The following is a 22,918-nucleotide window of genomic DNA, read 5'->3' on the forward strand; positions in this document are numbered from 1 at the left end:
AAAGAGTCTTTTTCAAGACTCTTTTTTGTTATAAAAATCAGCAATATTTTTGATTTCGTCTAATTTCAGGTTCCACATAAAGTTGAGAAATTGCTGGTAACTTTCACTTTGCTCTTTCGGATCAACCCTATCAAGATAACGGTTGAGATTATATTTTTTTCGGGCATCATAGATTTTTTCAAAAAATTTACCGAGCCATTCTTTGTTATACTCATTCTCTTCATTATCCTGAAGAAATTGCATTGCCACATATATTCCTATCCCATAATCTTCAGAATGATAGAAATTGGGTAATACTTCCATCTTTGCAGTTTTTCTCAGTTTAGAAAAATTTTCATTACTATTCACAGCAGGTTCTTCATTTTTTAGTTCCGAAAATTCATTTTTCAGAATTTCAATTCTTTTTATCATTTCCGGATGAGAAGAAAGTGAATCCTTATCCAATTTATCCTTATAAAGATTATAATTGTAAAGAGAAAAATCTTCTTTTTTCATCCAATTTTCATTGAAGGTCTGTTTTGGAAGATCATAGAGTTTTTTATAGGTTTCTATTTTTAGCTCGCGTGGAGAAATGGAGTCAAAATCTCGAAGATTTTTCATCGCATTCATAAATTCTGCTTTTTTGTAAACGGTATTTTTAAATAACATAAAACCTAAAGAATCCGCCTGAATTTCTTTCATTCTCTTCTCTTCATATCTTTTATACAGTCTCTTCTTTACAATATCAAACGCTTTATCATACTTATGCTCATTCATCTCACTGATGCCTTTTACGGTTTCTTTATCGGTTTTGATCTCATTGATACTTTCCATAATACCACCTAATGAATGCTTTTTAATTTTATGCGCAATTTCATGGCAAAGTATCGCAGCAATCTGATCTTCATTATCCATCCAGTTGTAAAGTCCCATATTAATAATAAATGTCCCGTCTGCAAGACAAAAAGCGTTTGGCGTATTATCTTTGGAAACCAACACTTTTATCTGTTCAGAAATAACAGGATTCTGTTTTTTGATTTCAGAAATAATCCTGTTCAGATTTTCTTCAAATGGGGATATAAAAACATAATCTTTATTTTTTATTTCCTTTTCAAAATCTTTATAGGCTTCATCATAGAATTTACCAAGTTCCGCACTGATCTTCCCGGAATATTCTGATTTCAAATTTTTTACAAAAATATCATAGCTGATTTTATACTCTTTCAGAAAATCCTTTCGCTTTTGGTAATCAGCAGTATCAAGAGGTTTATATTGTCCAAAAATCAGACTCGAAAAACAATACAAAAAAAATCAAAAAATATAGTCTTTGAAACATTTTAAATAAAAATAAAATGCAAATTTACATTTTTCGTTTTCATTTTTGTTTCCGAACATTAGTACATTTGTGTTTATGAAAATCTTTCTTTCGGTTTTAAAATATATTGCTGCAATTATTGCCATACTTATTGCTCTTACCTATACTTTGGGATATGATTACCTTTTTAAAAGAGTTGCCAAAACATATCTTCAAGGGGAAACTTCCGCTACTATTGATGACGGAGAGTTGTTTTCCAAACATGTTATTCTCGCTGAAAATCCGAGACCTTGGATTCTTGATTCGCTTTACAATAAAAAGAAATTACCCCAAATTTTAGAAGAAAATCTAAAAAATTCTAATACTGCTTCTTTTGTTGTTGTAAAAAACGGGCAGCTTCTCCATGAAGAATACTGGGACGGATATAATACTAAATCCAAAACCAATTCCTTTTCTATGACAAACACGGTAACTGCGCTTCTTCTAGGTGCAGCTATTGGTGATGAAAGAATAAAAAATGAAGATCAATATTTTTCTGATTTTTATCCGGATTACATCAATATGGAATTCGGAAAATATCTTACATTGAAAGATCTGGTAACCATGGAAGCAGGTTTGGACTGGAATGAAGATCATTATAGTGCATTTTCTCCGGAAACAAAAGCCTATTATGGAAATACTCTTGCTGAAGCTATTTTTGATAAAGAAATTATAGAATTACCGGGAAAAAAATTCAAATATCAAAGCGGAAGTACACAACTTTTAGGTTTTGCCATCCGAAAGGCGGTAAATATGCCACTGTCTTCTTATGCCTCCAAAAAATTGTGGACACCTTTGGGAATGGAACAAAATGCATATTGGAGTACCGATGAACGTGGAGTAGAAAAAGCATTTTGCTGTATACATGCCAATTCTCGGGATTTTGCAAAATTAGGACAGCTGATGTTGAATGAAGGAAAAGTAGATTCTTTGCAAATTCTCAGCAAAAATTACATCCAAAAAATGATTACCCCGACTAAAGAATCCAATTATACCTATGGATATGGAATCTGGATCAATGATAAGGCAAAATACCCGCATTATTACTTCCGAGGAAATCTGGGACAGTACATTATTGTAGTTCCTGAAAAAAAACTGGTAATCGTAAGAACCGGAGATTCTAAAATAATCGAAGAAGATAAATTTGGACATCCAAAACAAGTCACTCTGATGGTGGAGCAAGTAGTGGAAAATTTCTAAATCCGAATTGCCTCAGCAAAATTTTACTTTTACCCACTATTTTAAAAAATAAAAAGGATATTGATTTTCATAATCTATTGCAGAAAATATTCCGTAATTTTGTATCATTCTAAATAACGTTTTAGAATTAAATTTCATTCAAAATGCTTGATTTACAAAATATTCGAACACAGTTCCCTATCCTTTCCCAACAGATTAATGGCAAACCTTTGGTTTATTTGGATAATGCAGCCACCTCACAAAAACCGATTTCTGTCTTAGAAGTTTGGGAAAAATATTATACTGAACTCAATGCCAATGTTCATCGTGGGATTCATACTCTAAGTCAGCTTGCAACCAATGAAATGGAGCTTTCCCGAAAAAAAATCCAAAAATTCATCAACGCTAAAAATAATTTTGAAGTCATTTTCACCAAAGGAACTACGGAAGGAATTAACTTGATTGCATATGCTATTTCCAATCAGATAAAAGAAAATGATGAAATTATTATTTCCTATCTGGAACACCATTCCAATATTGTTCCGTGGCAGCTTCTTTGCGAAAGAACAGGCGCAAAACTGAAAGTAATTCCTATAGATGAAAACGGAATTCTTCAGCTTGATTTTTTAGATAAAAACTTAAACGAACGTACGAAAATTGTTTCTGTAAATCAGGTTTCTAACGCTTTAGGAATTATAAATCCTATTGACGAAATTATTGCAAAAGTCAGGAAAAATTCTACTGCATATATTGTAATAGATGGAGCACAATCTGTACCGCATTTTAAAATTGATGTACAGAAAACGGATTGTGATTTCTTTGTTTTTTCCGGTCACAAAATGTATGCACCAATGGGAACCGGAATTTTGTATGGAAAAGAAGAAATTCTCCAAAAAATTGATCCGTTTCTTGGTGGTGGCGAAATGATTGCGACATGTTCGTTTGAAAAAACAACTTTTGCCGATTTGCCATTTAAATTTGAAGCCGGCACTCCCAATGTTGGCGGAAATATTTCTTTAGGAGCAGCCATTGATTTTATTGAAAATATTGGGCTCGAAAACATTCAAAACCATGAAAATGCATTGCTGGATTATGCCCAGAAAAAACTTCTGGAAATTGAGGGCGTAAAAATTTATGGTGAAAAAACAAAAAGAACAGGTGTTGTTTCTTTCAACCTTGATGGAATTGGGATTTCATCAGATGTCGGAATGATTCTTGACAAACTTGGAATTGCAGTACGAACAGGGCATCACTGCGCTCAACCTATTATGAATTTTTTTAATATTGCAGGAACAGTAAGAGCAAGTTTTGCCGTTTATAATGCTTTTGAAGAAATCGATATCTTGGTAGAAGGTGTAAAAAAAGCACAAAGAATGCTGATGTAAATTAGTCTAACTTTAATCTTAAAAAATAGTTTCGCATTCTAAGTGCTTTTTTTTCATTTGTGTGAAAAATAATTTATAAATAAATTATCTTTCATCATTTGTGTTCACCAAAAGTATAAAAAGAAAACTTACGCAAACTATATGAATGAGAATTCGCACTGTTTGAATTAGAATTTGAAGAAAAATATCCTATAAAAAATATTTTTACTCGAATATTTTAATATTTACAAAACAAAAACTGAAATTTTGATTCAGTTTCTTTTCTATAATTTATCTTTTAAAAATTTAATCCTCAAGAAGATAAACCAATTCATCACCAAAATTATCTTCAAGATTTTTTAAAACTTTTGCCGTTTTCACTTTTTCAAAAAGTTTATCTACTAAAAAACTTTTTTCAAAAAACTGGCGATGGATTCCGGGAAGCATTTCCATAAAAAGATTAATTCCTACTTCATTATTATGAAGATCCATTTTGGTTTCCAAAGGTTCATTGGGAAAAAGATCTTCATGCATGCTTGTCATTCTTTTACACCATAATAAAGCCTTATTAGGAGAAGAAATTTTGCAGCAATACATCATAATGAGGCAAGACCAAAGTGCATGTCTGAAAGCGTTTCCTATTCCGTTTGTAGAATTGGTTTTCGGAAAATATTTTTGAGCGAGAACAAACGCTTTCATCGTCGCATAAAAACTCAATACAGCAAACAACGGATGAGACAATACGAGTTGAGCCAGCTTCATCATTTTTTTGAAACTGAGTTTTCGTAAAGCATTAAAAAAAATACGAACTGTTCTTCTCATAAAAGAAATCTCACCCGATAAGGTGAGATTTTTTCATATTTGTTACAAAAATTATGCTTTTGCGTATAAAAGATTTACAGTTTTAGAAACTGTTTCTTTAATTTCGGTTCTCTTCACGATAAAATCTACAAATCCTTTTTCCTGAAGAAACTCTGATGTTTGGAAACCTTCCGGCAAATCTTTTCCGATAGTTTCACGAATTACTCTTGGACCGGCAAAACCAATCAAAGCACCTGGTTCTGCCATAATAATATCAGCTGTCATTGCAAAAGAAGCAGTAATTCCTCCAAAAGTAGGATCACACAGATAAGCAATATACGGAAGTCCTGCTTCTGAAAGCTGAGCCAATTTTGCCTGAACTTTTGCCAATTGCATCAAAGAAAAAGCTGCTTCCTGCATTCTTGCACCTCCAGATTGGCAGATAATCATATAAGGAAGTTTGTGCTTGATGGAATAATCTATAGCTCTGCGGATTTTTTCTCCCATTACGGAACCTAAAGAACCTCCAATAAATGCAAAATCCATACATGAAATGACCATTTCCGTTTCGTTTACTTTTCCAACTGCATTACGAATAGAATCGTTCAGTTTGGTTTTGGATTTTACTTCCTTCAGACGTTCTGTATATGCTTTTGTATCTTTGAAATTCAGAATATCAACGCTTTCTACTTCTGCATCAAGTTCCTTGTATTTACCATCAAAAAGCATTGCAAAAAATTCCGTACTTCCTATTCTTACATGGAAACCATCTTCCGGTGAAACGAAGTTGTTTTTTTTCAGCTCGTCATGTTCCACAATTTTTCCGGAAGGAGTCTGATGCCAAAGTCCTTTCGGAACATCTTTCTTTTCATCAGTAGTGGTCGTGATATTCTTTGCTTTTCTTTTAAACCATTCGAATGCCATTTCTTTTTGTATTTATATAAAACGCAAAATGTAAAATGCAAAAGCTAAAGCATAACTAAGATACTTATTTTCTACATCTTACATTGTACAAAAATTTATTTTAAAGTATTTACGTTGTTTAGGTCTTCAAAAGCTTTTACCAATCTTGTAATAAAAGTATCTTCGCCTTTTCTTACCCAAACTCTCGGATCGTAAAACTTCTTATTTGGTTTGTCTTCGCCTTCCGGATTTCCGATCTGGTTTTTCAGATATTCAATATTGTTTACCATATAATCTCTGATTCCTTCAGTATATGCAAATTGCAAATCGGTATCAATGTTCATTTTAATTACTCCATATCCGATAGCTTCACGAATTTCTTCCACTGTAGATCCTGAACCACCATGGAAAACAAAGTTGATAGGTTTTTCTCCTGTTCCGAATTTTTCCTGAACGTATTTTTGAGAATTATCAAGAATTTTCGGTGTAAGCACTACATTTCCAGGTTTGTAAACCCCGTGAACATTTCCAAAAGCAGCAGCAATAGTAAAATTATCGGATATTGCTTTCAGTTTTTCATATGTATAAGCGATGTCTTCCGGCTGAGTATATAATTTGGAATTGTCCACATCAGAATTGTCTACTCCATCTTCTTCTCCACCTGTTACTCCGATTTCCACTTCCAATGTCATTCCGATTTTTGCCATTCTTTCAAAATATTCCGCAGAAATATGTAAATTTTCTTCCAAAGATTCTTCCGAAAGATCCAACATGTGAGAAGAATATAATGATTTACCTGTTTGCTTGAAATGCTCTTCATTAGCAACCATTAGTCCATCAATCCAAGGAAGAAGTTTTTTAGCACAGTGATCCGTATGTAAAATTACCGTTGCTCCATAAGCTTCTGCTAAAGCGTGAATATGTTTCGCTCCTGCAATTGCCCCCAAAATAGATGCTTTTTGCCCGTCATTACTCAATCCTTTTCCTGCATTGAAAGCTGCTCCTCCATTTGAAAACTGGATAATCACAGGAGAATTTAGCTTTACTGCTGTTTCCATTGTAGCATTTACATTGCTGGATCCGATTACATTTACCGCTGGAAGCGCATATTTATTTTCTTTAGCATGTTGGAAAATCTCAGTAACCAGATTACCTGTGGCAACTCCTGCCGGAAATATTCTGCTCATAATACGTATTTGTTTGTTTTAAAATTTAAATATGTAAAGGTACGAATTTTTGTAAAATTGTCAATTTCTTTTATCCTTGCCCCACAACAACTTTTGACGAATCGTTTCAAAAAAGCTGATATTAGCAGGTTGAACTAATAATACACTGAATTTCGCTTTCCTGATAACAATATCCACACTGGTATCAATATGAATAAGTCTTGAATCCAGAGAGAGAGAATATTGAGGAACTCTACTGTCGATCTTCAGACGAATTTCCACATCGTCATTTACAATCAGAGGTCTTACATTCAGGTTATGAGGTGCAATTGGTGTAATCGCAAAATTTTCATTTTTCGGAGAAATGATCGGACCTCCACAACTTAGAGAATATGCGGTAGAACCTGTAGGTGTAGAAATTATAACTCCATCTCCCCAAAAAACATTAAGAAATTCTCCATCAATGTAGGAATCCACCGTAATCATGGATGTGGTTTCTTTTCGGGAGACAGTAACATCATTCAAAGCATAAGGAAAGAAAAGTCCTTTTTTGGGAGAGACAATCTCTATGACAGATCTTCTGCTCAGTGTATATTCTCCATTCAGAATCTCATCCAGTTCCAAAAAAATTTCCTCCTTCGTAAAACTTGCAAGAAAACCCAATCTTCCTGTATTGACTCCAACTACCGGAATTTCTGTATCTTCGATAAAGAGAAGAGAATTCACGATAGTTCCGTCTCCTCCGAATGTAAAAAAAAGTTCTACGTTTTTAGCTTTCAGATCCGCCTTATTACTGAATGTTTCAAAATCCTTAGAAAACTGCATAGATTCCGCAGTACCGGAAAACAAAACTGCTTTTACACCTCTTTTATCCAGTTCACTGATAAATTTGCTGAGGTAAAGAAAGGTATCGAGATCGTTTTTTTGAGTGTAAATAGCTGCTTTCATCTATTAAATTTCCAAATATTTCTGAAAAAATCCAAATCTATCCTTCATCAATCCGTCCTTTTCATCATTATAATATTTATGAACTACATTATATCCGTATCGTTCAAAAGTTTCATCTATAGAGCTTAAATTCACATTACTAATTTTAAGAGTAATCTGAATTGCGTCTTCATGTACCGAACTAATGTAGCATCCATAAATTTTCGCATTATTACTCTCAACAATTTGTGCAATTTCCGTAATGGAATAATGTCGGCTATTTGCCTGAATGATCATCATTGCACCATTTTCCGAAAATAAAGGATACTTTGAAAATTCATTAAAAATATCATCACAAGAAAGATAACCGATATATTTTTCTTCTTTATTGATAACAGGAATCACATTCGCATTAAAAATATGAAAAAGTTTAATAGAATCCAGAAGATTTCCATCATCCAGAATGGCAAACTTTTCATAATGAAGCTCCAGACTGCCGAGATTACCATTAGGACTTTCTTCAAGGAAAGCCTGACTTACAGCTCCCAAAAACACGCCCTTCTTCTTGATAAAAACATGTGAGTAACCGAATTCCTTCGCTACTTCATTTGCTTCTTCAATAGAATCTGAGCTATTAAATGCTGGATAATCTTTAGAAATGTATTCTTTTATAAACATTGTGCTAATTTAGGAAAATAATAAAAAAAACGTTAGTTATAAATATTTTTTTAAAAAAAATAGCAAATCATTTGTTTTATTGAAAATATTATCTATCTTTGTCGCCTTTCATTTTTACTTTTTATTAGATTTATTTCAAACTGCATGGCTATAAAGCTATTGCAGTTTTTATTTTTTTGACCTTAAAAAAAGTAGTCCTGCAATAATGATTACTCCTCCAAAAAGCTGTTGCACATTAATTTTCTCGCCATATAACAAACCCCAGATCAAGGCAACAATCGGCATTAGCAAAGTAACTGTGGATGCAAAAAGTGGCGTAGAAATATTCAGAAGTCGATAATTGAGCATCATTGCTAATCCTGTCCCAAAAATAGAAAGCAAACTAATATATCCCAGTCCAATAAATTTTTCCTGACTGAAATCAAAATCTGTAAAAAATCCCGCAAAAGTTATTGCAAAAACAGAAGGCAAAATCAATACTAATCCAAATACAAAACCTGATAAAACAAGTGCCGGAATATCACTCAGCTTTCTTTTTACCGTTGTAGTGCTTACCGCATAAAGAAGCGTTGCTGATAACAATAAAAGAATTGGAAAAATCCTTAGATCTCCACTTTCTCCAGATCCGAAAGCCAGAATACAAGCCCCTGTAAAACTAATTGCAACTCCCGTGATTTGTCTTTTCGTAGTTTCAAACTTCCAAATTAAGGCTCCTACAATAATGACAAAAATCGGCATCATGGAATTAATAATTCCCGCAATGATGCTGCTAACCTGAGTTTCCGCAAGCGGAAATAAAAACATGGGAATAAAATTACCTGTGATTGCAGCCAAAACTAACCATTTCAGCCTTTTCTTAGGAAATGCTTTAAGATGCTTGATCGCAAAAGGAAAAAGTATAATTCCGGCAATCAGCACTCGCAATCCTCCTACTTCATAAGGATTATAATGCTCGAGAGATTTTTTGATCAAAATAAAAGACGATCCCCATATTATGGAAAGCACCAGTAATAAAAGCCATTTTTCTTTTTCAGGATTCATTTTTACCACTTTTTAAAATTTCTAAATATTTCTTTCCGGAAATCATTTCAGCACCTAAACTTTCCAAGTGATAGGTGTGAACCTGACAATCTATCAAATCATACTTCCCTTTATTTTCAAGAACAAAATTGATAAATCCTGCTTTTGAGGCATTACTCACTTTTGAAAACATGCTTTCTCCGCAAAATATTTTTCCTACTTCAACTCCATAAAAACCTCCAACTAATTTTTCATTTTCCCATACTTCATAACTTGATGCTTTTCCCGCTTTATGAAGAATCATAAAAGTTTCTATCAATTCTTCTGAGATCCAAGATCCATCTTGCCCATCTCTATGGATATTTTGACAGTTTTCCATTACCTCTCGGAAACATCTATTCTTGGTAAATGAAAATAGATGACTATGCAAAATTTTCTTCATAGATTTTGAAATCTTCAGCTTTTCAGGAAATAGCACAAATCTAGGATTGGGAAACCACCATAAGATCTCTTCTCCCGGATTGAACCAAGGAAAAATTCCGTTCTGATATGCAAACCAAACTCTCTCAGGAGAGAGATTCCCTCCAAAAGCAATTACACCTTCGTTTCCCTCAAAAAACTGAGGGTCTGGAAAAAATATTTCATCAGGATTAAGCTCTATCATTTTTCAAAAAAAATCCTACTTTGAAAGCAGGATTCACATTTATTTCAATCACTTTAATTAAAAAGGTAAATCATCATCTTCATCCTCTGCAAAAGGGTTTCCATTTTCTACCGGAGCAGCAGGTTTTGGTGTGTTTACAGCAGATGTAGGTTCATTTGAAGTATTTTCATAAACTTTTTCCAGTTTCCATCCGGTTATAGAATTGAAGTATTTAACCTCACCTTGTGGATTAGTCCATTCTCTTCCTCGGATATTGATTCCGATTTTCACATTTTCACCTTCAGAAACATTATCTAATAAATTAATTTTTTCAGATAAAAACTCAATGCTTATCGGTTGCGGATACTGTTCCTGAGTAAGAAGTATCATTTCTCTTTTTTGGAATCCGCTTGCAAACGTCTGAATTTCAAATATTTTCTTTACTGTACCTTGTAATTCCATTTCATTTCTAAATTTAAGATTGTAAAAATAGGAAAAGGAAAATTAAAAACCTCTTTTTACAGAGTAAAATTTTTTCAAAAATAATTTGTTTTGAACCATAAAAAAACTATATATTTGCACTCACAAAAAAGAACAGTGATCTTTTGAATTGCGGATGTGGTGTAATTGGTAGCCACGCCAGACTTAGGATCTGGTGCCGTGAGGCGTGGGGGTTCGAGTCCCTTCATCCGCACATTTTTTTTAAATTTCTAAATTTTTTAGAAATTTTTTTTGCGAAAATAGCTCAGCTGGTAGAGCACAACCTTGCCAAGGTTGGGGTCGCGGGTTCGAATCCCGTTTTTCGCTCCACTTTTGCCCTGGTGGTGGAATTGGTAGACACGCAGGACTTAAAATCCTGTGTCCGTAAGGACGTACGGGTTCAAGTCCCGTCTGGGGTACTAGCTGATTATCAGCGATTTAGCTCTCTTTTTAAGAGAGCTTTTTTTATGCCCAAAAACCTCGGGTACAACATAGGTACAACAAATCTCGGTTTACGTTGTACCATAAAATTTCATCTTGGTTTCAAAGAGCAATTCCTCGTTTTTCCTTTATTGGTAGTATTTTGCAATAATTTGAGTCTTCCAAAAAGGCTTACTCAAAGATACTAAATTACAAGGTTTGAATAATTGCCAAAAACTTGAAAAGTACAACATTTTCATTTTTTGAAAGAAAAAATCCTTTATTCAAGATACTTTGAAAGAAAAATTTGGGTTCAACAAAATTTCAAAAATCCTGTGGCTTTTGGATAAAAATTTCTTCTAGTGCTATTTTAAACTTAACTAAAATTTTCAAAAAAGTAAACTGGCTAGTTTCAATTGATCAGAATTTACTTTTAATAAATCCCTTACTTCAAAAGGTATAATTTTTTTCCTCAACTCATCTTTATTTTTAAATAGCCTGCCTATCTGGTAAGTCATTTCAATATAATTGGTTGTATCAATCGCTAAATCTTTGCTTCCAAATGTTTTATCGTAAGTAAGAACCTTTATTTTTTTACAATTGGGATTATTAAAGATCGAACTTAGCATAGTCCTATCAGACATACCACAAGAATGTCCCATTATATAGACTTCAAACTCGTCTGAATCAATAAATTTTAAGAAATTCTCATAATTGCGCGTTCTCAAATACCAATACGTTTTAACATATTTCAAGCATTCATCGAATTTTTCTAAAACCTCAAAATTAGTTTCTTCCTCGTCTCCATATCCGAAAATCATGGGATTGTCACTATCTTTTAATTTCCCATGAATATAGATTACATCGGTGTTTGGAATTGTTTTTCTAATTTCAGATGCATAGCTTTCTATAGTGGATGTGTAATTAAAGTTCAAAAATAAAATTGTATTGGGCTTAGGTTTCTTTTCGGGTCTTTTATTACTGCTTTTAGTAGCTCCGTCATTAACAGTTACATTGTAGCTGATTTTTGACTTTGGTGCTTGATTATGTTCTATAGGTTCAGTTAATTGACTAATCAAATCATTTCCCGATACATTGTATTTGTTTGATAGATATTGCTCTTCAATCTTAATAAAATAATCATACAGTAAATTTTGGAGAATCTGAAAATCATTATTTAGTTCTGCAATTTCTTTTTCTTTATTCTTCTTTGAAAGTTCGCATAAAATGTTGTAATATTCATTTTCGATGTCTACCCAGTTATATTCTTTGCTGAACGACAAAAGTTTTGACATTAGACTGCTTTTTATCTTTAGGGTATATTCATACTGATTGGTTCTCTCCCTATAATCATTGGTTGGAACGCCGGAAACATAAATGCTCATACCTTTTTCCTGCTCAACATAGCGGTAAAAATCATTCAAGCCCCAACAGTTAATATCATCCTTAGCAATAAAATTTTCGTTATAATAGCTATTCTTGGTTACTTGTAAGAATTGATCTTTATGTTGAGTAGAGCTTTTGGCGGAAATAAAAGCGTTTTTTAGGTAATCCAATATAAAGTCTTTGTAGGAAGTTTTAATACGATGGGCTATATCAAACCCATTGCCAATCAGGACAAGTCTATTCATATTTTGAGTTTTAACAAATATAGTGGATTTGATATATTTTGCCAAAGAACATTTTGGTTCAATAAAAGAAACATTTGTTTAACTGCGAATTATTCACTTTTTGTATATTTGTATTAATCCAAATCCTAAAAAAAAAGGAATAAAATTACACTATCCTTAATAATATTATGAAATATGAACGAAAATTTACCGACACAACAAAACCAGAATAATCAGTTAATTCAACTAAATGAATTTGAGACAGGAATAAAACAAGTGTTAGCATTTCATTCACTTCCAAGTGATGGCGTGTTTGTTGACCTACCACAAAGATTTAATGTTTTTAAAAATTTAGACTCAGTATTAAATCAAATTTCTGAAGAAGAAAAATCACAATCCCTTTATCTATCTAAATTTATAGCCAGTACAGCATCGGGTCTATTTGATGCGTCGTTAAATTATCTTTGGGATGAAACAATTTTACAAATACGAAAAAGGGTTTCACAATATGATATTGAATTTTTTTATGATAATGCAGTAACAGGAGATCGAAGAAAACGATTGAAAGATGAGAACGATTTAGATAAAGTTGATGATTATGATTTAATAAAGGGTGCAAAAGAAATTGGATTAATATCAGATTTAGGGTTTAAACACCTTGAATATATAAATTACATGAGGAATTGGGCAAGCGCAGCCCATCCAAACAATAGTGAAATTACCGGACTTCAATTAATCTCTTGGTTAGAAACTTGTATAAAAGAAGTTATTACTTTGCCTATTTCTAATGTTACCATCCGTATCAAACAATTATTGCAAGGTGTTAAAAACACTTCCATAACAAATAATGATGCACAAGAAATTGCGGTATTTACAACAAGCTTAACCCAAGAACAAATTAACAATCTTGCTTCGGGATTTTTTGGAATTTATGTTAGACCTGAAACTGAAAGTCAAACCCATCAAAATATCAATAAGCTATTGCCTGAAATATGGGGCAGAGTTGATGAAGATGTCAAACAATCTTTTGGATTGAAATATGATCATTTTACTGCAAACAATAGTCAGGATGAAAAGAAACTTTCAAGACAATTTTTACAAATTGTAAACGCTGAAAGTTATATATCTGATGATTTAAGAGCAATTGAAATTGATAATACTCTTGATAACCTATTATCTGCACACAGAGGATTTAATAATTTTTATAACGAACCAGCATTTGCTAGACAATTATTAAGAATTATTGGTCAACCAATTAAAATTCCTAAAACAGTTGAAAAAAAACTTGTTCTATCTATTGTTGAAACTTTTTTAACCAATGGAAATGGTGTCGCAGTTGCAGCAAATGAAATTTATACAGAAATACTTTCTGGCTTAAATTCACATCAGGCAAACATTGCAATATTATCTTTTACAGACACTAAAATAAGTAGCAGATTACAGTTCGGTTTAAGTCAGAGAAAATTCTATGAATTAATTGAGAAAGTTAAATCAAGTATTACATCCCCGCCTGTAAATGATTTAATCAATTATATTGAAAATAGCTATAAAGGAAAACTATCTCAATTAATGAATGATAAGACCGTAAAAACATCTGTTGAAAATTTGAAAACACTTCTTAGATAGAAATTTAGATTTTTCAAGATTTTTAATTTATTTTCATTACTGTCCAATAAAATAAGCATTAATATTAAATAAAAAGCGTTTAAAAACTTAAATCATTATTTAAGATAAATATTTGGAAGATATAGTAGCTAAAACTACCAATTCATTCTAAACATGTTTTGTCTGGGATTAGCTAGAACCATGATTACAGTAATAATATTAATTAGGCATCCTGTAAAACTTAGTGACAACAAGATTCCTTCAAAAATATCATTCTTATGATAATCATCATAAATTACAAGCATTCCACTTTCAACAAGACTAACGTAAGCTGCAATCAAGACCTGTAAAATTGAAATAATTAAACTAAATGACAAAAAGATACTAGTTTTTGAAAAAAAAAGTAATTCTTTTCTCATCTTTTTTAAAATTCTTTCTTTTGAAGTGTCTAATATTTTTGGATCCTTTAATCTAGTACTATAATTCTCAAGATTTTTCTTTATAATATTTTGCAAATTATTTCTACCCGTATTTAAAAGACCAATACTACCAAAAGCAATTGAAATAAACAGAAGAAGTAACTTTACATTTAAAACATGTAAAACATGTTCAGGAATATCATTATGATTCATAATATTTGCTTTTTTCTTGCAACAACCATGAATATATAGGAAATTAGCAGGGCCGAGAAAGGAGCCAAATTAGTTATAAGTGTTGTATTATATACAAACGTACCTAATACTCCTAAAATCAATGCACTACTAGAACCAAATATTATCCCATAAAAAACAAGATTCTGATTATAGATATATTTTTTCTTTTTTAATGAAAAATAAACTGCAGGAAAAAAACCTAGCATAATTGAATACATAGATGTCCAAAATTGAATAAATTCAAAAAACAAAAGGGCAAGTAATAAAGCACAAAAACCAAAAACAATCACAAAAACTCTAGAAATATTTGTGAATCGATATTGTTTCAATTTATCTAGTCCGTTTATTTTGTTTGATAGTCCTTTAGAAAAAAGATTACCATAAATATCATACATAAATGTTTGAACAGCAGCAATTAAAAACGAATCTACTGTTGATACAGCAGCAGCAGTAAAGCCAACGATAATAATTGACTGAGCTAAAAGCTGTATGCCACTATTATCATTAAATAATTTAAGAAATTCTGCTAAATACATTCCGTTTTCGGCTACAATACCTTTACTAATACAAACAAAGCCAATAGAAAAGAAAGCTATAAAGAAGAATAAAAAAGGGATAATTGCAGATTTGAAAGTTTGATTTTTGAGTTTATTAATAATTTCAACATTATCCATCTTTTCAGAATCTTTCTCATTTGCTATAGCAATACACCTCTGCCACATATCCATAACACAAAATTGATACACCAATAACAAACTACACATTGCTGATAAATCAAAAGTCTTTTGTCCATTTCCAAGCCAAAATTCGTTAGATAACTTTAGACCAGAAGAGGTAACAAAAATGTAGGAAGAAAATAATAAAATTACAACCGCCATTACTATCATTATATAGTATTGTATATTTTCAGTTATTACAACTCCTTTGTATCCAGATAAATACGTGCAATAAACACCAACGATAGTAACTAATAAAGCAATAATAAGAGAAGGATTTGTACCAAAAATTGGTGAAAGTACATCTCCGCTAAATTTAATTTCAATACCAATAGAGCAGATATATAAAATAAAAGTTATAATGGAAGTATATCCTCTTATCTTGTTGCGATCATTTAAATCTTTTCCATATTGTAAAGCAATATATTCATGTAAAGTATTACCCTTTTTTAAAAAGGGGAGTAAAATATTTACTTTTCGACTAAACCAGAACATCCCCAAGAACCAAGCAATTGTAGTCCATAACATTCCCTGAAAGCCATAATAACAACATAATATTACAGAATATCCTATCGAACTGAAAAGACCAATATTTGTGGTAACAAAACTAGGGACAAACCTTTTTGCAGGCATATCTCTCTCATAAACAAAATATTCTTCCGGAGTTTGATTCTTTTTCCTAATTTCATATCTTCTTATAAGGTAAAAAATAAGTGGCGCTATTAAAAACGCATACCTTACCAAGTTAGGATTATAATCAAAAGTTAAAAAATATAGTATCCAAGTTATTGAAACAATAAAAAGTAATATTTCTGAAGATCTCAGCAATTGTTTTTTACTTATCTTTAAGTGTTTCATAGTATGTGTTTTTAAATTTTGTTGAGAAACTCATAGCATAGTAAAATCCTCTCAATACCTATTCCTCCTCCCCATAGATTTTCATTTGGTAACTCTAGTTTATAATTATCTATAAATAAAATAGGATTTAGATTTTCTCCTACCTTACCAATTACAGCAAATTCAATTTTTAAATCTTTATATGCCAAAAACATCTCACTTTTTAAAAACCTGTTTTCTTCATCTAAAGCATCATAAAAAGTTTCTTCGACAGGATAATTATTCACTAAATATATATTAATTTCATTAGAATAAAAATCTTTCGAATTAAATACTTCATAACTTATTTGTAAAATGGGGACTTCTGAGAGCTTTACGAAATTTTCACTACTCTCGATAAATTTCATAACAGAGTATATATGCCCTATAATCTCTTGAATTTTTGAATTATATAAATAAAAGTCAATGATTTTAAATTCTTGTTTGTGAAAAAGCGAACGAGTGTCTTCAAGACGAAACAGGCTTGTGATTGCAAAGAATTTTTCAGAACTTCGAGACTTTTCCCATATATCAGGTTCTGTATTACAGCGTAAATACTTAGAATTAGGTAATTCTATATATTTTGTGTTATTAATATAGTAATCTATAGCTGAATTTAAAAAAATTTGCCTAAAACCTAAATTTTCAAAATATTTTACACATAGGCAAGAAAAATCATTTACCTGCTCTTGAGATATTTTATTAATATTAATATCCATACTTTTCCATATTGATATAAAAACTATACTTTAAGTTAATAAAAAAAATCGAAAAAGCAAATGTAAAAATTAATACTTAATTTTTTGTGATTTTAATAGCTGATTTTAATAGCTGATTTTATTAATTAGGATGTAATATTTAAATTTTATACGCTAATGCTTATTTATTTTTAATAGTTAAATTGTACAATAAGCTATTATTAATCAACTAACACCAAATGCTTTAATACTTCTTTTCGTATTATTGGATTACTCCAACGACTGTTTATTCTCCCGAATAAAATTTTCGATGCTGGATTTTGAGTACAAAATTTTCCGAGCATTGATTTTGTAAAATGTGATGTAGGAAAAATCACGGTATTTTTGGAGGGTACTTTTCGATGAAATTCCGAGCAATTTCATCGTCTCTTTTTCTCCAATAAAGTCCGTTTCTTTTTCCGTTTTATTTTCATTTTTCAGTCGTTCCACCACCTGCTTAATCAGGCGGTAAAAACTCTCACTTTCCATTGAAATTATGGATAGCATTTTTGGATTTTGATCATCATTTTTCATAGCTTATGTTGTTGTAAAAATTAAAATGGGTTGTTGTAAAATGGTCTTTGCATTCACTAAAAATTGTTTTTCAGAAACAATACTTTTCCAAAGTGGAACTGAAATTCTGTAAAAAATTATTGGCTTACGGCCTCCGTGTGCAGGATTGCATTGTGACGGTCTAGGCGACCTTACCCAATGCGATCCTGTCAGGGGAGTTCCCCTGAACCCCCGCTTGTCCATTGTAAAAATTATTTTTAAAGTTCATATCGTTTATTTTTTTCGTGTTCATATTCGTGTATATTTTGGAGTAGTTCTTTTCGTTTTCTGAGGGTTGGGTCAAGCTCCAATTGTTGTAGGATTTCGGAGGTATATCCAAGCGTTTTGAACCTGAATTTTCGGTTGCCTTGGATGCCTGTTACCCTTCCATTTCGGGAGTATAATTGAAGTCCTTTTTTCTCTAACATTCGATAAAAATCTTGTTCAGATTTTGACACCGTAAAAACTTCTTCCAACACTTTTAATAATTCTTGTTTTTCGGAAATTTCTCCAAACTCTTCCAGAATTTTTTCATTTTCTTTCTTGAGTTGTTTTTTAGGACTGAGCGATTTTTCGTGCCTAATTTTAGAAAGTACCAGTTCAGGAAAAACCTCCTGCTGATACTTTTCGATTTCCTGTTTTTTCTTTTGAAAATCATCTTTGGAAATACGGATAGATTTTCCTGTTTTATATTCTACACCACTAAAAACAATATGAAGATGCGTATGATTCTTTTCGTTTTTATGTACTGTAGCAATGGCAATGGACTTTGGAGCTCGAAGTGATAAATATTTTAAAGCAATCTGGTGGAGCTTTTCGTTACTCAATCGTTCCGAATCTCTCGGATGGAATGATAAAATATCCATATAGAGACGCACATTATTTTTTCTTTTGTGGATTCTGAACTGTTCGTTTTGAAGCAGTTGATGTCCCAGTTCTTCCACTGTCAATCCTTTCCCTTTGATGAATCTGGTTAAGACAAATCCATTATCCCTTTCGTTTTCACGAAATACATAATTCAACACCGTGGTAAAGCTTCGGGTGGTTTTGTAGGATTTGCTTTTGATAATCATTTTTGTTTAGTTGATGGTGGTCGGTTGTTGATAGCTTTTTTGAATTCTTGGTTATCGGTTCTTGTTTCTCGACTCTTCTGCCTTGATTTCTTAAAAATTCTGTTCTAATGCGAATTGCAGATTTAGGATGTACTTTTCCAACTGTTGCATTTGCTGTCTGTCAATGAGTTTCCTTTGGTAAAGCAGACTTTCGAGATAATCTATTAGAATAAAGAGTTGCAGTTCAATCTGTAAAAGTTCTTTTTTCTGATTATTATTAACGTTTTCATTGCTTTGCAAGTGGTTTTCCAAAAGAACCCTGATATAATCAATGATGGTTTGTTTAGGTTCTAATCTTCTGTTCAATAATTCCAGTAATTCTTTACTTAATGAAATGGTAACTTCCTTGTGTTTTTGTCGTTGGATTTGTTTGAGCCGTGTGTTATAACTTCGCCAATACGTTTTCTTTGCCTGAATAACCTCTTCATCACTTGGATTTTTATCAATGAAGAGATCATCCAAGTAGTCGTGCAGGTTGTTATATGTCCACGGTTCAGGTAGCATGAAATTTTACAATTCTTGTTCTATATCTTTGTCTTTAGAGATTCTTTTGTTTTTTTCCAACTGATAACATTCCGAGATGAATTTTTCAGCATTGGGAAGTTTATCCAATGAAAAAGTTTTTAGAATTTTAATGGGATAAAACTGCTGATGTACCTTGTGTAGATTATAAAATCGATCTTTGGAAGTCAATCGGGATTCGTTAAAGCCACGGTAGACTTCTAGTGTGTTATTATCCAAATCCACAACATACGCCCATTCGCAGAACAAGCTGTCGGCTGCAAACTTTTCAGAATCAACGAGTACAATTTCAGATTCGTTTTGGTGTTCCAAGAGTTTTTCCAAAATCGCCCCACCAAGATTTCGGGAATCCAAAGGATATTTTTGGTCGTAGAGTTCAGATTGAGGAATGTTTACCCAACCTTCTCTGGCTCCGATTGATTTTGAAAATTCTTCTTTTTCTTTGATGTCTTGCTCGTTCTCGAAGCGTATTTTCGGAAGGAGTGCTTTGAGTTTTTCTATATTCTCTTTTTCCTCTAAAAAAGAAAGAATGGTAAGACCTTGACCTTCGGGATAGCCGTCCCATTGTCCATATTGAGAAATTTTGGTCTCATGGTCTTGAATGACCATCGTAAGATTACGTGTTCCCATAATTGTTTTATTTTTTGATTAATGTTCCAGATTATTATCTTGTTCGTGTTCTTTAATGAGTTCATTAAACCGTTTTTCTTTGAAGTAAATATCCCTTTCAATGCCTAATCCAAGGGGTAACTTTATTGATTCCAGTTCAGGGATGGAAAATGTACCCCATTCATCGAAAGCCATTCCTGTCACGTAGCCAAAGCAGAATTGATTCTCGGCATCGTATTCCGAAGCGTAAAATGTAGCGGAGCCACAGGGATTGAAAAATTTGGCAACGATAATTGGGTCTAGGCTTTCAGATTGGTCGCCAATCTCGGCAAAGCGTTTTTCTAAAGCGGATGTCATTAATTTCATTTTTTTATAATTTTAGTGTTGTTATCTAAAAGGCGTAAGGTCGATGTAGCGGACGCTATAATTCATCGGCTGCTGTTGGTTTCTCGAGCGGAGATTCAATTTGCGAACTAATTCAGGCTGTTTAAAAGCGGGCGTAATCGGAACTTTCAATGGTTTTTCTCCCGAAATCAGTACCAGAATGTCGTTCATTTCCCGAATCTCCGAAGCGGTCATTAAAGCCCGCTGACGCAAGTTTCCTGATTTTTTGTCCGTATATTCGTAATTGCCGAGGATTTTTTCTAACTCATAAATTTCACTAGTCAGTCCTCCGAAATAGACCTTGGTGTTGCAATTGTTTAATATGTTTTTAGCGACATTTTCGCCATATTTTGCATATAAAAGAGCTTCCGATTGAAGAATAAGCAGTTGAGGAATCTTAAATTTTCTGGCATTACTGATGATTTCAGAATAGCCCTGAATGTTTAACAAACAGAACTCATCCATAATCATAAAGACATCCTTTTCCTCCGCTGACGGGAGATAAGAAAAACAGTATCGGTAAAATTCTTGGAAGAACATCGAAACAACTGGGGCGTAAAATTTGGTATCGCCTACGGGAATCTGAACAAACAACGCATGAGGCTGTCTTCTGAAATTTTCAAATTGAATAGTAGTTCTGGACGTAATATCGCACAGCATTGGATCCTCGCCAATAAATGACAATGCTGCCAACGCAGAAGCTATAATGGACTTTCTGGTATTCTCCGAAGTCCCCGCCAAAGCACGAAATTTTCTAAAGAGTTCTTCACTTCCTTTGGTTGCAATTACATTTTCAATCAAATGCGGATTGGCTTGGTACTCCAACAATAGCCGATAAACATTGGCGAGATTTTGAAATTCATAATTTTCGGATTCGGTTACATACTGAATAAAAAGCGTAATGCAGTCTTCTGCACTAAGTGTGAAGAAATCCTCCTTCTCGTGGGATGTGGCAGAAACTAAGGTTTTTGCAACTTTTCGCATTTGAGTGAGATTACCACGACATCCATCAATAGGATTAAAATACATTCCCGTTTTTCTTCCAAAATCCAGTATTGAGCAACGGTAACCAACCGATTGCAGATAAGGAATTGTAGCAGAAAGTTCACGACTAGGATCATTAACGATAATACTGTATTTTCCTTTTGCATTGAGAAGTGTCGGAATCGCTACTACTTGCGACTTACCTCTACCCGATGGAGCTACGACAAGTAAATTTTCACGACTTTTAGGAATGGACATGAAATAATTCTTCCCATCAATGCAAAACCCATCTTCATACGGAGACAATATTTTGTTTGCTTTACCAAAGGAGGCTTTCAATGAATGATCTATACCCCAGATTGTTTCAACGACTTGTTTTCCAACGGGAGAACTATTGCTGAGTTGGTTTTTAATCTGTTTTAAAAGAAATTTTTTAATCATGGCAGACGGTTTAGGATTTCCTGAATCATATTGATGAAGAAGACACAAATGGTGTTCACGAACTTAAAGCCCGAGTAAAACATCGCAAGGATAAACCGTATAATGGATATAATCAGTTTTCCTATGGCATTCATAAGGAGTTGAAATGTAGGATTCATAGTGGTTTGAGGAGATTGAGGGTTAGGGTTTGTCGTTTCAGTAGTATTTGCGGTTGAAGAACGGGAGGAACTTGTCCTCCGTGTTCTTGCATTGGGATTGGCTTGTCCATTATTATTGGTTGTCATTGTGAGTATGTATTTTGTGATGCAAAGCACCATTGCAGTCGGGGCAGTCGTAGTCATACCCATTAATTTTCAACTCTGCCTCGGCCTCTTGCCAGAAGGAAATAAAGTTTTTACTGTGATGTCCTAAAGAGTTGTAAGCATCTTCAAACAATTTGTTTCCGCCAAAAGGATGTGCTTTAAACTGAAAGAAGTTGTAAGAAACCTGATCGTTTTCATCCAACATACCTCTCCAGAATTTTTCAAACTCATTGCATTTTCTCAATCCTAAATCAATCAAGGAAACAAAACCGCTTTTAACTCTGCTTCGGTGTAATATTGCAAGGCTCATCATGCCAATGAAACTATCCAAAAGCATTGAATGAAATATTGTGTTGGAATTAGAACTTGCTTTTACTTCTTCCTTTTCGTTGGCAATATATCGGGAGGAGCAGGCACATCTAAAACACGCTGTGGTGTAATCCGGTACTTGAAAGAATAATTCAGCCGTCCTAGACCCCTCATACCAACCACTCCAGATGGCTGGTTTAAAATATTTTAAAGCGATCTTATTACCAAAGCATTGAGCTTCAAAAGAATCCGTAAGAAATAATAACAAATCTGCGTTTTTGAAAATAGCATCCAATTCGTCATCATTCATTTTCAAAAAATTCTTAGTAATTCCTGTGTAATGTACTTCACTATTTATACTTTGTATTTCATCTCCTAAAGCGTTCACTTTAAAATTACCTATGTCAGATTGCTTGTAACCTTGGCGGACGATATTGGTTTCTTCCACGGTATCAAAATCGAGTACCGTTAATTTGCCGATTCCTGTTCTTGCAAAAGAAGTGATTAAACTGTAAGAACCTCCTGCTCCTACGATGACGATATGGGAGGCTCTGATGAGCCCCATATCTACGCTGTCTTGTATTCTTGAATA

25 protein-coding genes and 3 tRNA genes are annotated in these 22,918 nt (G+C 32.8%); 6 read left to right on the forward strand and 22 right to left on the reverse strand.

All coding sequences use genetic code 11. The features are described from left to right. Positions 1-12: 12 nt before the first annotated feature. Entirely contained in the window at positions 13-1,164 is a 1,152-nt protein-coding gene (locus AC2A1C_RS13965) for a M48 family metalloprotease (protein ID WP_484026445.1), read from the reverse strand. 226 nt (positions 1,165-1,390) lie between these two features. Between AC2A1C_RS13965 and AC2A1C_RS13970 the strand changes: the two genes are divergently transcribed. Together AC2A1C_RS13970 and AC2A1C_RS13975 are read left to right on the forward strand one after the other, a co-directional pair. Continuing rightward, positions 1,391-2,533, forward strand: coding sequence for a serine hydrolase domain-containing protein (locus AC2A1C_RS13970; RefSeq protein ID WP_484026446.1), 1,143 nt, complete (start codon positions 1,391-1,393; stop codon positions 2,531-2,533). A 143-nt stretch (positions 2,534-2,676) separates the two neighbouring features. Beyond that, positions 2,677-3,897, forward strand: a complete 1,221-nt coding sequence (locus tag AC2A1C_RS13975; protein ID WP_484026447.1) for a cysteine desulfurase — start codon at positions 2,677-2,679, stop codon at positions 3,895-3,897. 285 nt (positions 3,898-4,182) lie between these two features. Here AC2A1C_RS13975 and AC2A1C_RS13980 read toward each other — a convergent pair whose 3' ends face one another. The 8 genes from AC2A1C_RS13980 to AC2A1C_RS14015 form a co-directional block, all read right to left on the reverse strand. Further along, entirely contained in the window at positions 4,183-4,641 is a 459-nt protein-coding gene (locus AC2A1C_RS13980) for a DUF6973 domain-containing protein (protein ID WP_484026448.1), read from the reverse strand. Between the two features lie 108 nt (positions 4,642-4,749). Then, complete coding sequence (accD, locus tag AC2A1C_RS13985) at positions 4,750-5,601, reverse strand: acetyl-CoA carboxylase, carboxyltransferase subunit beta (RefSeq protein ID WP_484026450.1); 852 nt, start codon at positions 5,599-5,601, stop codon at positions 4,750-4,752. 95 nt (positions 5,602-5,696) lie between these two features. Further along, positions 5,697-6,767: a class II fructose-bisphosphate aldolase gene (fbaA, locus tag AC2A1C_RS13990; RefSeq protein WP_484026451.1), complete on the reverse strand. Its 1,071-nt coding sequence runs from the start codon at positions 6,765-6,767 to the stop codon at positions 5,697-5,699. A gap of 60 nt (positions 6,768-6,827) precedes the next feature. Then, positions 6,828-7,694, reverse strand: a complete 867-nt coding sequence (locus tag AC2A1C_RS13995) for an NAD kinase (RefSeq protein WP_484026452.1) — start codon at positions 7,692-7,694, stop codon at positions 6,828-6,830. A 3-nt stretch (positions 7,695-7,697) separates the two neighbouring features. Next, entirely contained in the window at positions 7,698-8,351 is a 654-nt protein-coding gene (locus AC2A1C_RS14000) for a CBS domain-containing protein (RefSeq protein ID WP_484026453.1), read from the reverse strand. A gap of 168 nt (positions 8,352-8,519) precedes the next feature. Continuing rightward, positions 8,520-9,392 carry a DMT family transporter gene (locus AC2A1C_RS14005; protein ID WP_484026455.1) on the reverse strand — a complete coding sequence of 291 codons (873 nt, stop codon included), beginning with the start codon at positions 9,390-9,392 and terminating at the stop codon, positions 8,520-8,522. Beyond that, positions 9,382-10,035: a leucyl/phenylalanyl-tRNA--protein transferase gene (aat, locus tag AC2A1C_RS14010; RefSeq protein ID WP_484026456.1), complete on the reverse strand. Its 654-nt coding sequence runs from the start codon at positions 10,033-10,035 to the stop codon at positions 9,382-9,384. The genes AC2A1C_RS14005 and aat overlap by 11 nt, the downstream gene beginning before the upstream one ends. 57 nt (positions 10,036-10,092) lie before the next feature. Next, complete coding sequence (locus AC2A1C_RS14015) at positions 10,093-10,476, reverse strand: DUF3127 domain-containing protein (RefSeq protein ID WP_484026457.1); 384 nt, start codon at positions 10,474-10,476, stop codon at positions 10,093-10,095. A gap of 150 nt (positions 10,477-10,626) precedes the next feature. Here AC2A1C_RS14015 and AC2A1C_RS14020 point away from each other — a divergent pair. The 3 genes from AC2A1C_RS14020 (at position 10,627) to AC2A1C_RS14030 (ending at position 10,913) form a co-directional block, all read left to right on the forward strand. Beyond that, positions 10,627-10,708, forward strand: a tRNA-Leu gene (locus AC2A1C_RS14020). A 40-nt stretch (positions 10,709-10,748) separates the two neighbouring features. Then, positions 10,749-10,824: transfer RNA gene (locus tag AC2A1C_RS14025), tRNA-Gly, on the forward strand. A gap of 5 nt (positions 10,825-10,829) precedes the next feature. Beyond that, positions 10,830-10,913, forward strand: a tRNA-Leu gene (locus AC2A1C_RS14030). A gap of 390 nt (positions 10,914-11,303) precedes the next feature. Here AC2A1C_RS14030 and AC2A1C_RS14035 read toward each other — a convergent pair. Beyond that, positions 11,304-12,545: an AbiH family protein gene (locus AC2A1C_RS14035; RefSeq protein ID WP_484026458.1), complete on the reverse strand. Its 1,242-nt coding sequence runs from the start codon at positions 12,543-12,545 to the stop codon at positions 11,304-11,306. Between the two features lie 174 nt (positions 12,546-12,719). Between AC2A1C_RS14035 and AC2A1C_RS14040 the strand changes: the two genes are divergently transcribed. Further along, on the forward strand, positions 12,720-14,150 hold the full coding sequence (locus AC2A1C_RS14040) for a hypothetical protein (RefSeq protein ID WP_484026459.1): 1,431 nt from the start codon (positions 12,720-12,722) through the stop codon (positions 14,148-14,150). 134 nt (positions 14,151-14,284) lie between these two features. Here the strand turns inward: AC2A1C_RS14040 and AC2A1C_RS14045 are convergent, their stop codons facing one another. The 12 genes from AC2A1C_RS14045 to AC2A1C_RS14100 all read right to left on the reverse strand — a co-directional run. Then, positions 14,285-14,761, reverse strand: coding sequence for a hypothetical protein (locus AC2A1C_RS14045; protein ID WP_484026461.1), 477 nt, complete (start codon positions 14,759-14,761; stop codon positions 14,285-14,287). Continuing rightward, positions 14,758-16,356, reverse strand: coding sequence for a hypothetical protein (locus AC2A1C_RS14050; protein WP_484026462.1), 1,599 nt, complete (start codon positions 16,354-16,356; stop codon positions 14,758-14,760). Before AC2A1C_RS14050 ends, AC2A1C_RS14045 begins: the two co-directional genes overlap by 4 nt. Positions 16,357-16,367: 11 nt before the next feature. Beyond that, positions 16,368-17,093: a hypothetical protein gene (locus tag AC2A1C_RS14055; RefSeq protein WP_484026463.1), complete on the reverse strand. Its 726-nt coding sequence runs from the start codon at positions 17,091-17,093 to the stop codon at positions 16,368-16,370. Between the two features lie 249 nt (positions 17,094-17,342). After that, positions 17,343-17,618 (reverse strand): hypothetical protein, encoded by a 276-nt coding sequence (locus tag AC2A1C_RS14060; RefSeq protein WP_484026464.1) that lies wholly within the window; start codon positions 17,616-17,618, stop codon positions 17,343-17,345. A gap of 30 nt (positions 17,619-17,648) precedes the next feature. Beyond that, complete coding sequence (locus AC2A1C_RS14065) at positions 17,649-17,867, reverse strand: hypothetical protein (RefSeq protein ID WP_484026466.1); 219 nt, start codon at positions 17,865-17,867, stop codon at positions 17,649-17,651. A gap of 14 nt (positions 17,868-17,881) precedes the next feature. Further along, complete coding sequence (locus tag AC2A1C_RS14070) at positions 17,882-18,736, reverse strand: relaxase/mobilization nuclease domain-containing protein (protein WP_484026468.1); 855 nt, start codon at positions 18,734-18,736, stop codon at positions 17,882-17,884. A gap of 90 nt (positions 18,737-18,826) precedes the next feature. Beyond that, positions 18,827-19,279, reverse strand: a complete 453-nt coding sequence (locus AC2A1C_RS14075; protein ID WP_484026469.1) for a hypothetical protein — start codon at positions 19,277-19,279, stop codon at positions 18,827-18,829. Between the two features lie 6 nt (positions 19,280-19,285). Beyond that, positions 19,286-19,927: a hypothetical protein gene (locus tag AC2A1C_RS14080; protein WP_484026470.1), complete on the reverse strand. Its 642-nt coding sequence runs from the start codon at positions 19,925-19,927 to the stop codon at positions 19,286-19,288. Between the two features lie 18 nt (positions 19,928-19,945). Continuing rightward, on the reverse strand, positions 19,946-20,272 hold the full coding sequence (locus tag AC2A1C_RS14085; RefSeq protein WP_484026472.1) for a DUF2958 domain-containing protein: 327 nt from the start codon (positions 20,270-20,272) through the stop codon (positions 19,946-19,948). Between the two features lie 21 nt (positions 20,273-20,293). Next, positions 20,294-21,715 carry a type IV secretory system conjugative DNA transfer family protein gene (locus AC2A1C_RS14090; RefSeq protein WP_484026473.1) on the reverse strand — a complete coding sequence of 474 codons (1,422 nt, stop codon included), beginning with the start codon at positions 21,713-21,715 and terminating at the stop codon, positions 20,294-20,296. Next, a complete protein-coding gene (locus tag AC2A1C_RS14095) occupies positions 21,712-21,999 on the reverse strand; it encodes a hypothetical protein (RefSeq protein ID WP_484026474.1) in 288 nt (95 codons plus the stop codon). Before AC2A1C_RS14095 ends, AC2A1C_RS14090 begins: the two co-directional genes overlap by 4 nt. Continuing rightward, positions 21,986-22,918, reverse strand: a 933-nt coding sequence (locus tag AC2A1C_RS14100) for a ThiF family adenylyltransferase (protein WP_484026476.1), incomplete at its 5' end; no start/stop codon positions are given. The genes AC2A1C_RS14100 and AC2A1C_RS14095, both read right to left, overlap by 14 nt.

It is taken from the genome of Chryseobacterium sp. HNCC26DJ241 (genome assembly GCF_057180505.1).

Coding starts and splice junctions, on each gene's coding strand:
- AC2A1C_RS14060 (WP_484026464.1), bottom strand. CDS start 17,618: ATGCTATCCATAATTTCAATGGAAAGTGAGAGTTTTTACCGCCTGATT.
- AC2A1C_RS14055 (WP_484026463.1), bottom strand. CDS start 17,093: ATGGATATTAATATTAATAAAATATCTCAAGAGCAGGTAAATGATTTT.
- AC2A1C_RS14050 (WP_484026462.1), bottom strand. CDS start 16,356: ATGAAACACTTAAAGATAAGTAAAAAACAATTGCTGAGATCTTCAGAA.
- AC2A1C_RS14080 (WP_484026470.1), bottom strand. CDS start 19,927: ATGGGAACACGTAATCTTACGATGGTCATTCAAGACCATGAGACCAAA.
- AC2A1C_RS14095 (WP_484026474.1), bottom strand. CDS start 21,999: ATGACAACCAATAATAATGGACAAGCCAATCCCAATGCAAGAACACGG.
- AC2A1C_RS13970 (WP_484026446.1), top strand. CDS start 1,391: ATGAAAATCTTTCTTTCGGTTTTAAAATATATTGCTGCAATTATTGCC.
- AC2A1C_RS14040 (WP_484026459.1), top strand. CDS start 12,720: ATGAACGAAAATTTACCGACACAACAAAACCAGAATAATCAGTTAATT.
- accD (WP_484026450.1), bottom strand. CDS start 5,601: ATGGCATTCGAATGGTTTAAAAGAAAAGCAAAGAATATCACGACCACT.
- AC2A1C_RS14075 (WP_484026469.1), bottom strand. CDS start 19,279: ATGCTACCTGAACCGTGGACATATAACAACCTGCACGACTACTTGGAT.
- AC2A1C_RS14005 (WP_484026455.1), bottom strand. CDS start 9,392: ATGAATCCTGAAAAAGAAAAATGGCTTTTATTACTGGTGCTTTCCATA.
- fbaA (WP_484026451.1), bottom strand. CDS start 6,767: ATGAGCAGAATATTTCCGGCAGGAGTTGCCACAGGTAATCTGGTTACT.
- aat (WP_484026456.1), bottom strand. CDS start 10,035: ATGATAGAGCTTAATCCTGATGAAATATTTTTTCCAGACCCTCAGTTT.
- AC2A1C_RS13980 (WP_484026448.1), bottom strand. CDS start 4,641: ATGATGAAGCTGGCTCAACTCGTATTGTCTCATCCGTTGTTTGCTGTA.
- AC2A1C_RS14085 (WP_484026472.1), bottom strand. CDS start 20,272: ATGAAATTAATGACATCCGCTTTAGAAAAACGCTTTGCCGAGATTGGC.
- AC2A1C_RS13975 (WP_484026447.1), top strand. CDS start 2,677: ATGCTTGATTTACAAAATATTCGAACACAGTTCCCTATCCTTTCCCAA.
- AC2A1C_RS14090 (WP_484026473.1), bottom strand. CDS start 21,715: ATGATTAAAAAATTTCTTTTAAAACAGATTAAAAACCAACTCAGCAAT.
- AC2A1C_RS14015 (WP_484026457.1), bottom strand. CDS start 10,476: ATGGAATTACAAGGTACAGTAAAGAAAATATTTGAAATTCAGACGTTT.
- AC2A1C_RS14035 (WP_484026458.1), bottom strand. CDS start 12,545: ATGAATAGACTTGTCCTGATTGGCAATGGGTTTGATATAGCCCATCGT.
- AC2A1C_RS14045 (WP_484026461.1), bottom strand. CDS start 14,761: ATGAATCATAATGATATTCCTGAACATGTTTTACATGTTTTAAATGTA.
- AC2A1C_RS14070 (WP_484026468.1), bottom strand. CDS start 18,736: ATGATTATCAAAAGCAAATCCTACAAAACCACCCGAAGCTTTACCACG.
- AC2A1C_RS14065 (WP_484026466.1), bottom strand. CDS start 17,867: ATGGACAAGCGGGGGTTCAGGGGAACTCCCCTGACAGGATCGCATTGG.
- AC2A1C_RS14000 (WP_484026453.1), bottom strand. CDS start 8,351: ATGTTTATAAAAGAATACATTTCTAAAGATTATCCAGCATTTAATAGC.
- AC2A1C_RS13995 (WP_484026452.1), bottom strand. CDS start 7,694: ATGAAAGCAGCTATTTACACTCAAAAAAACGATCTCGATACCTTTCTT.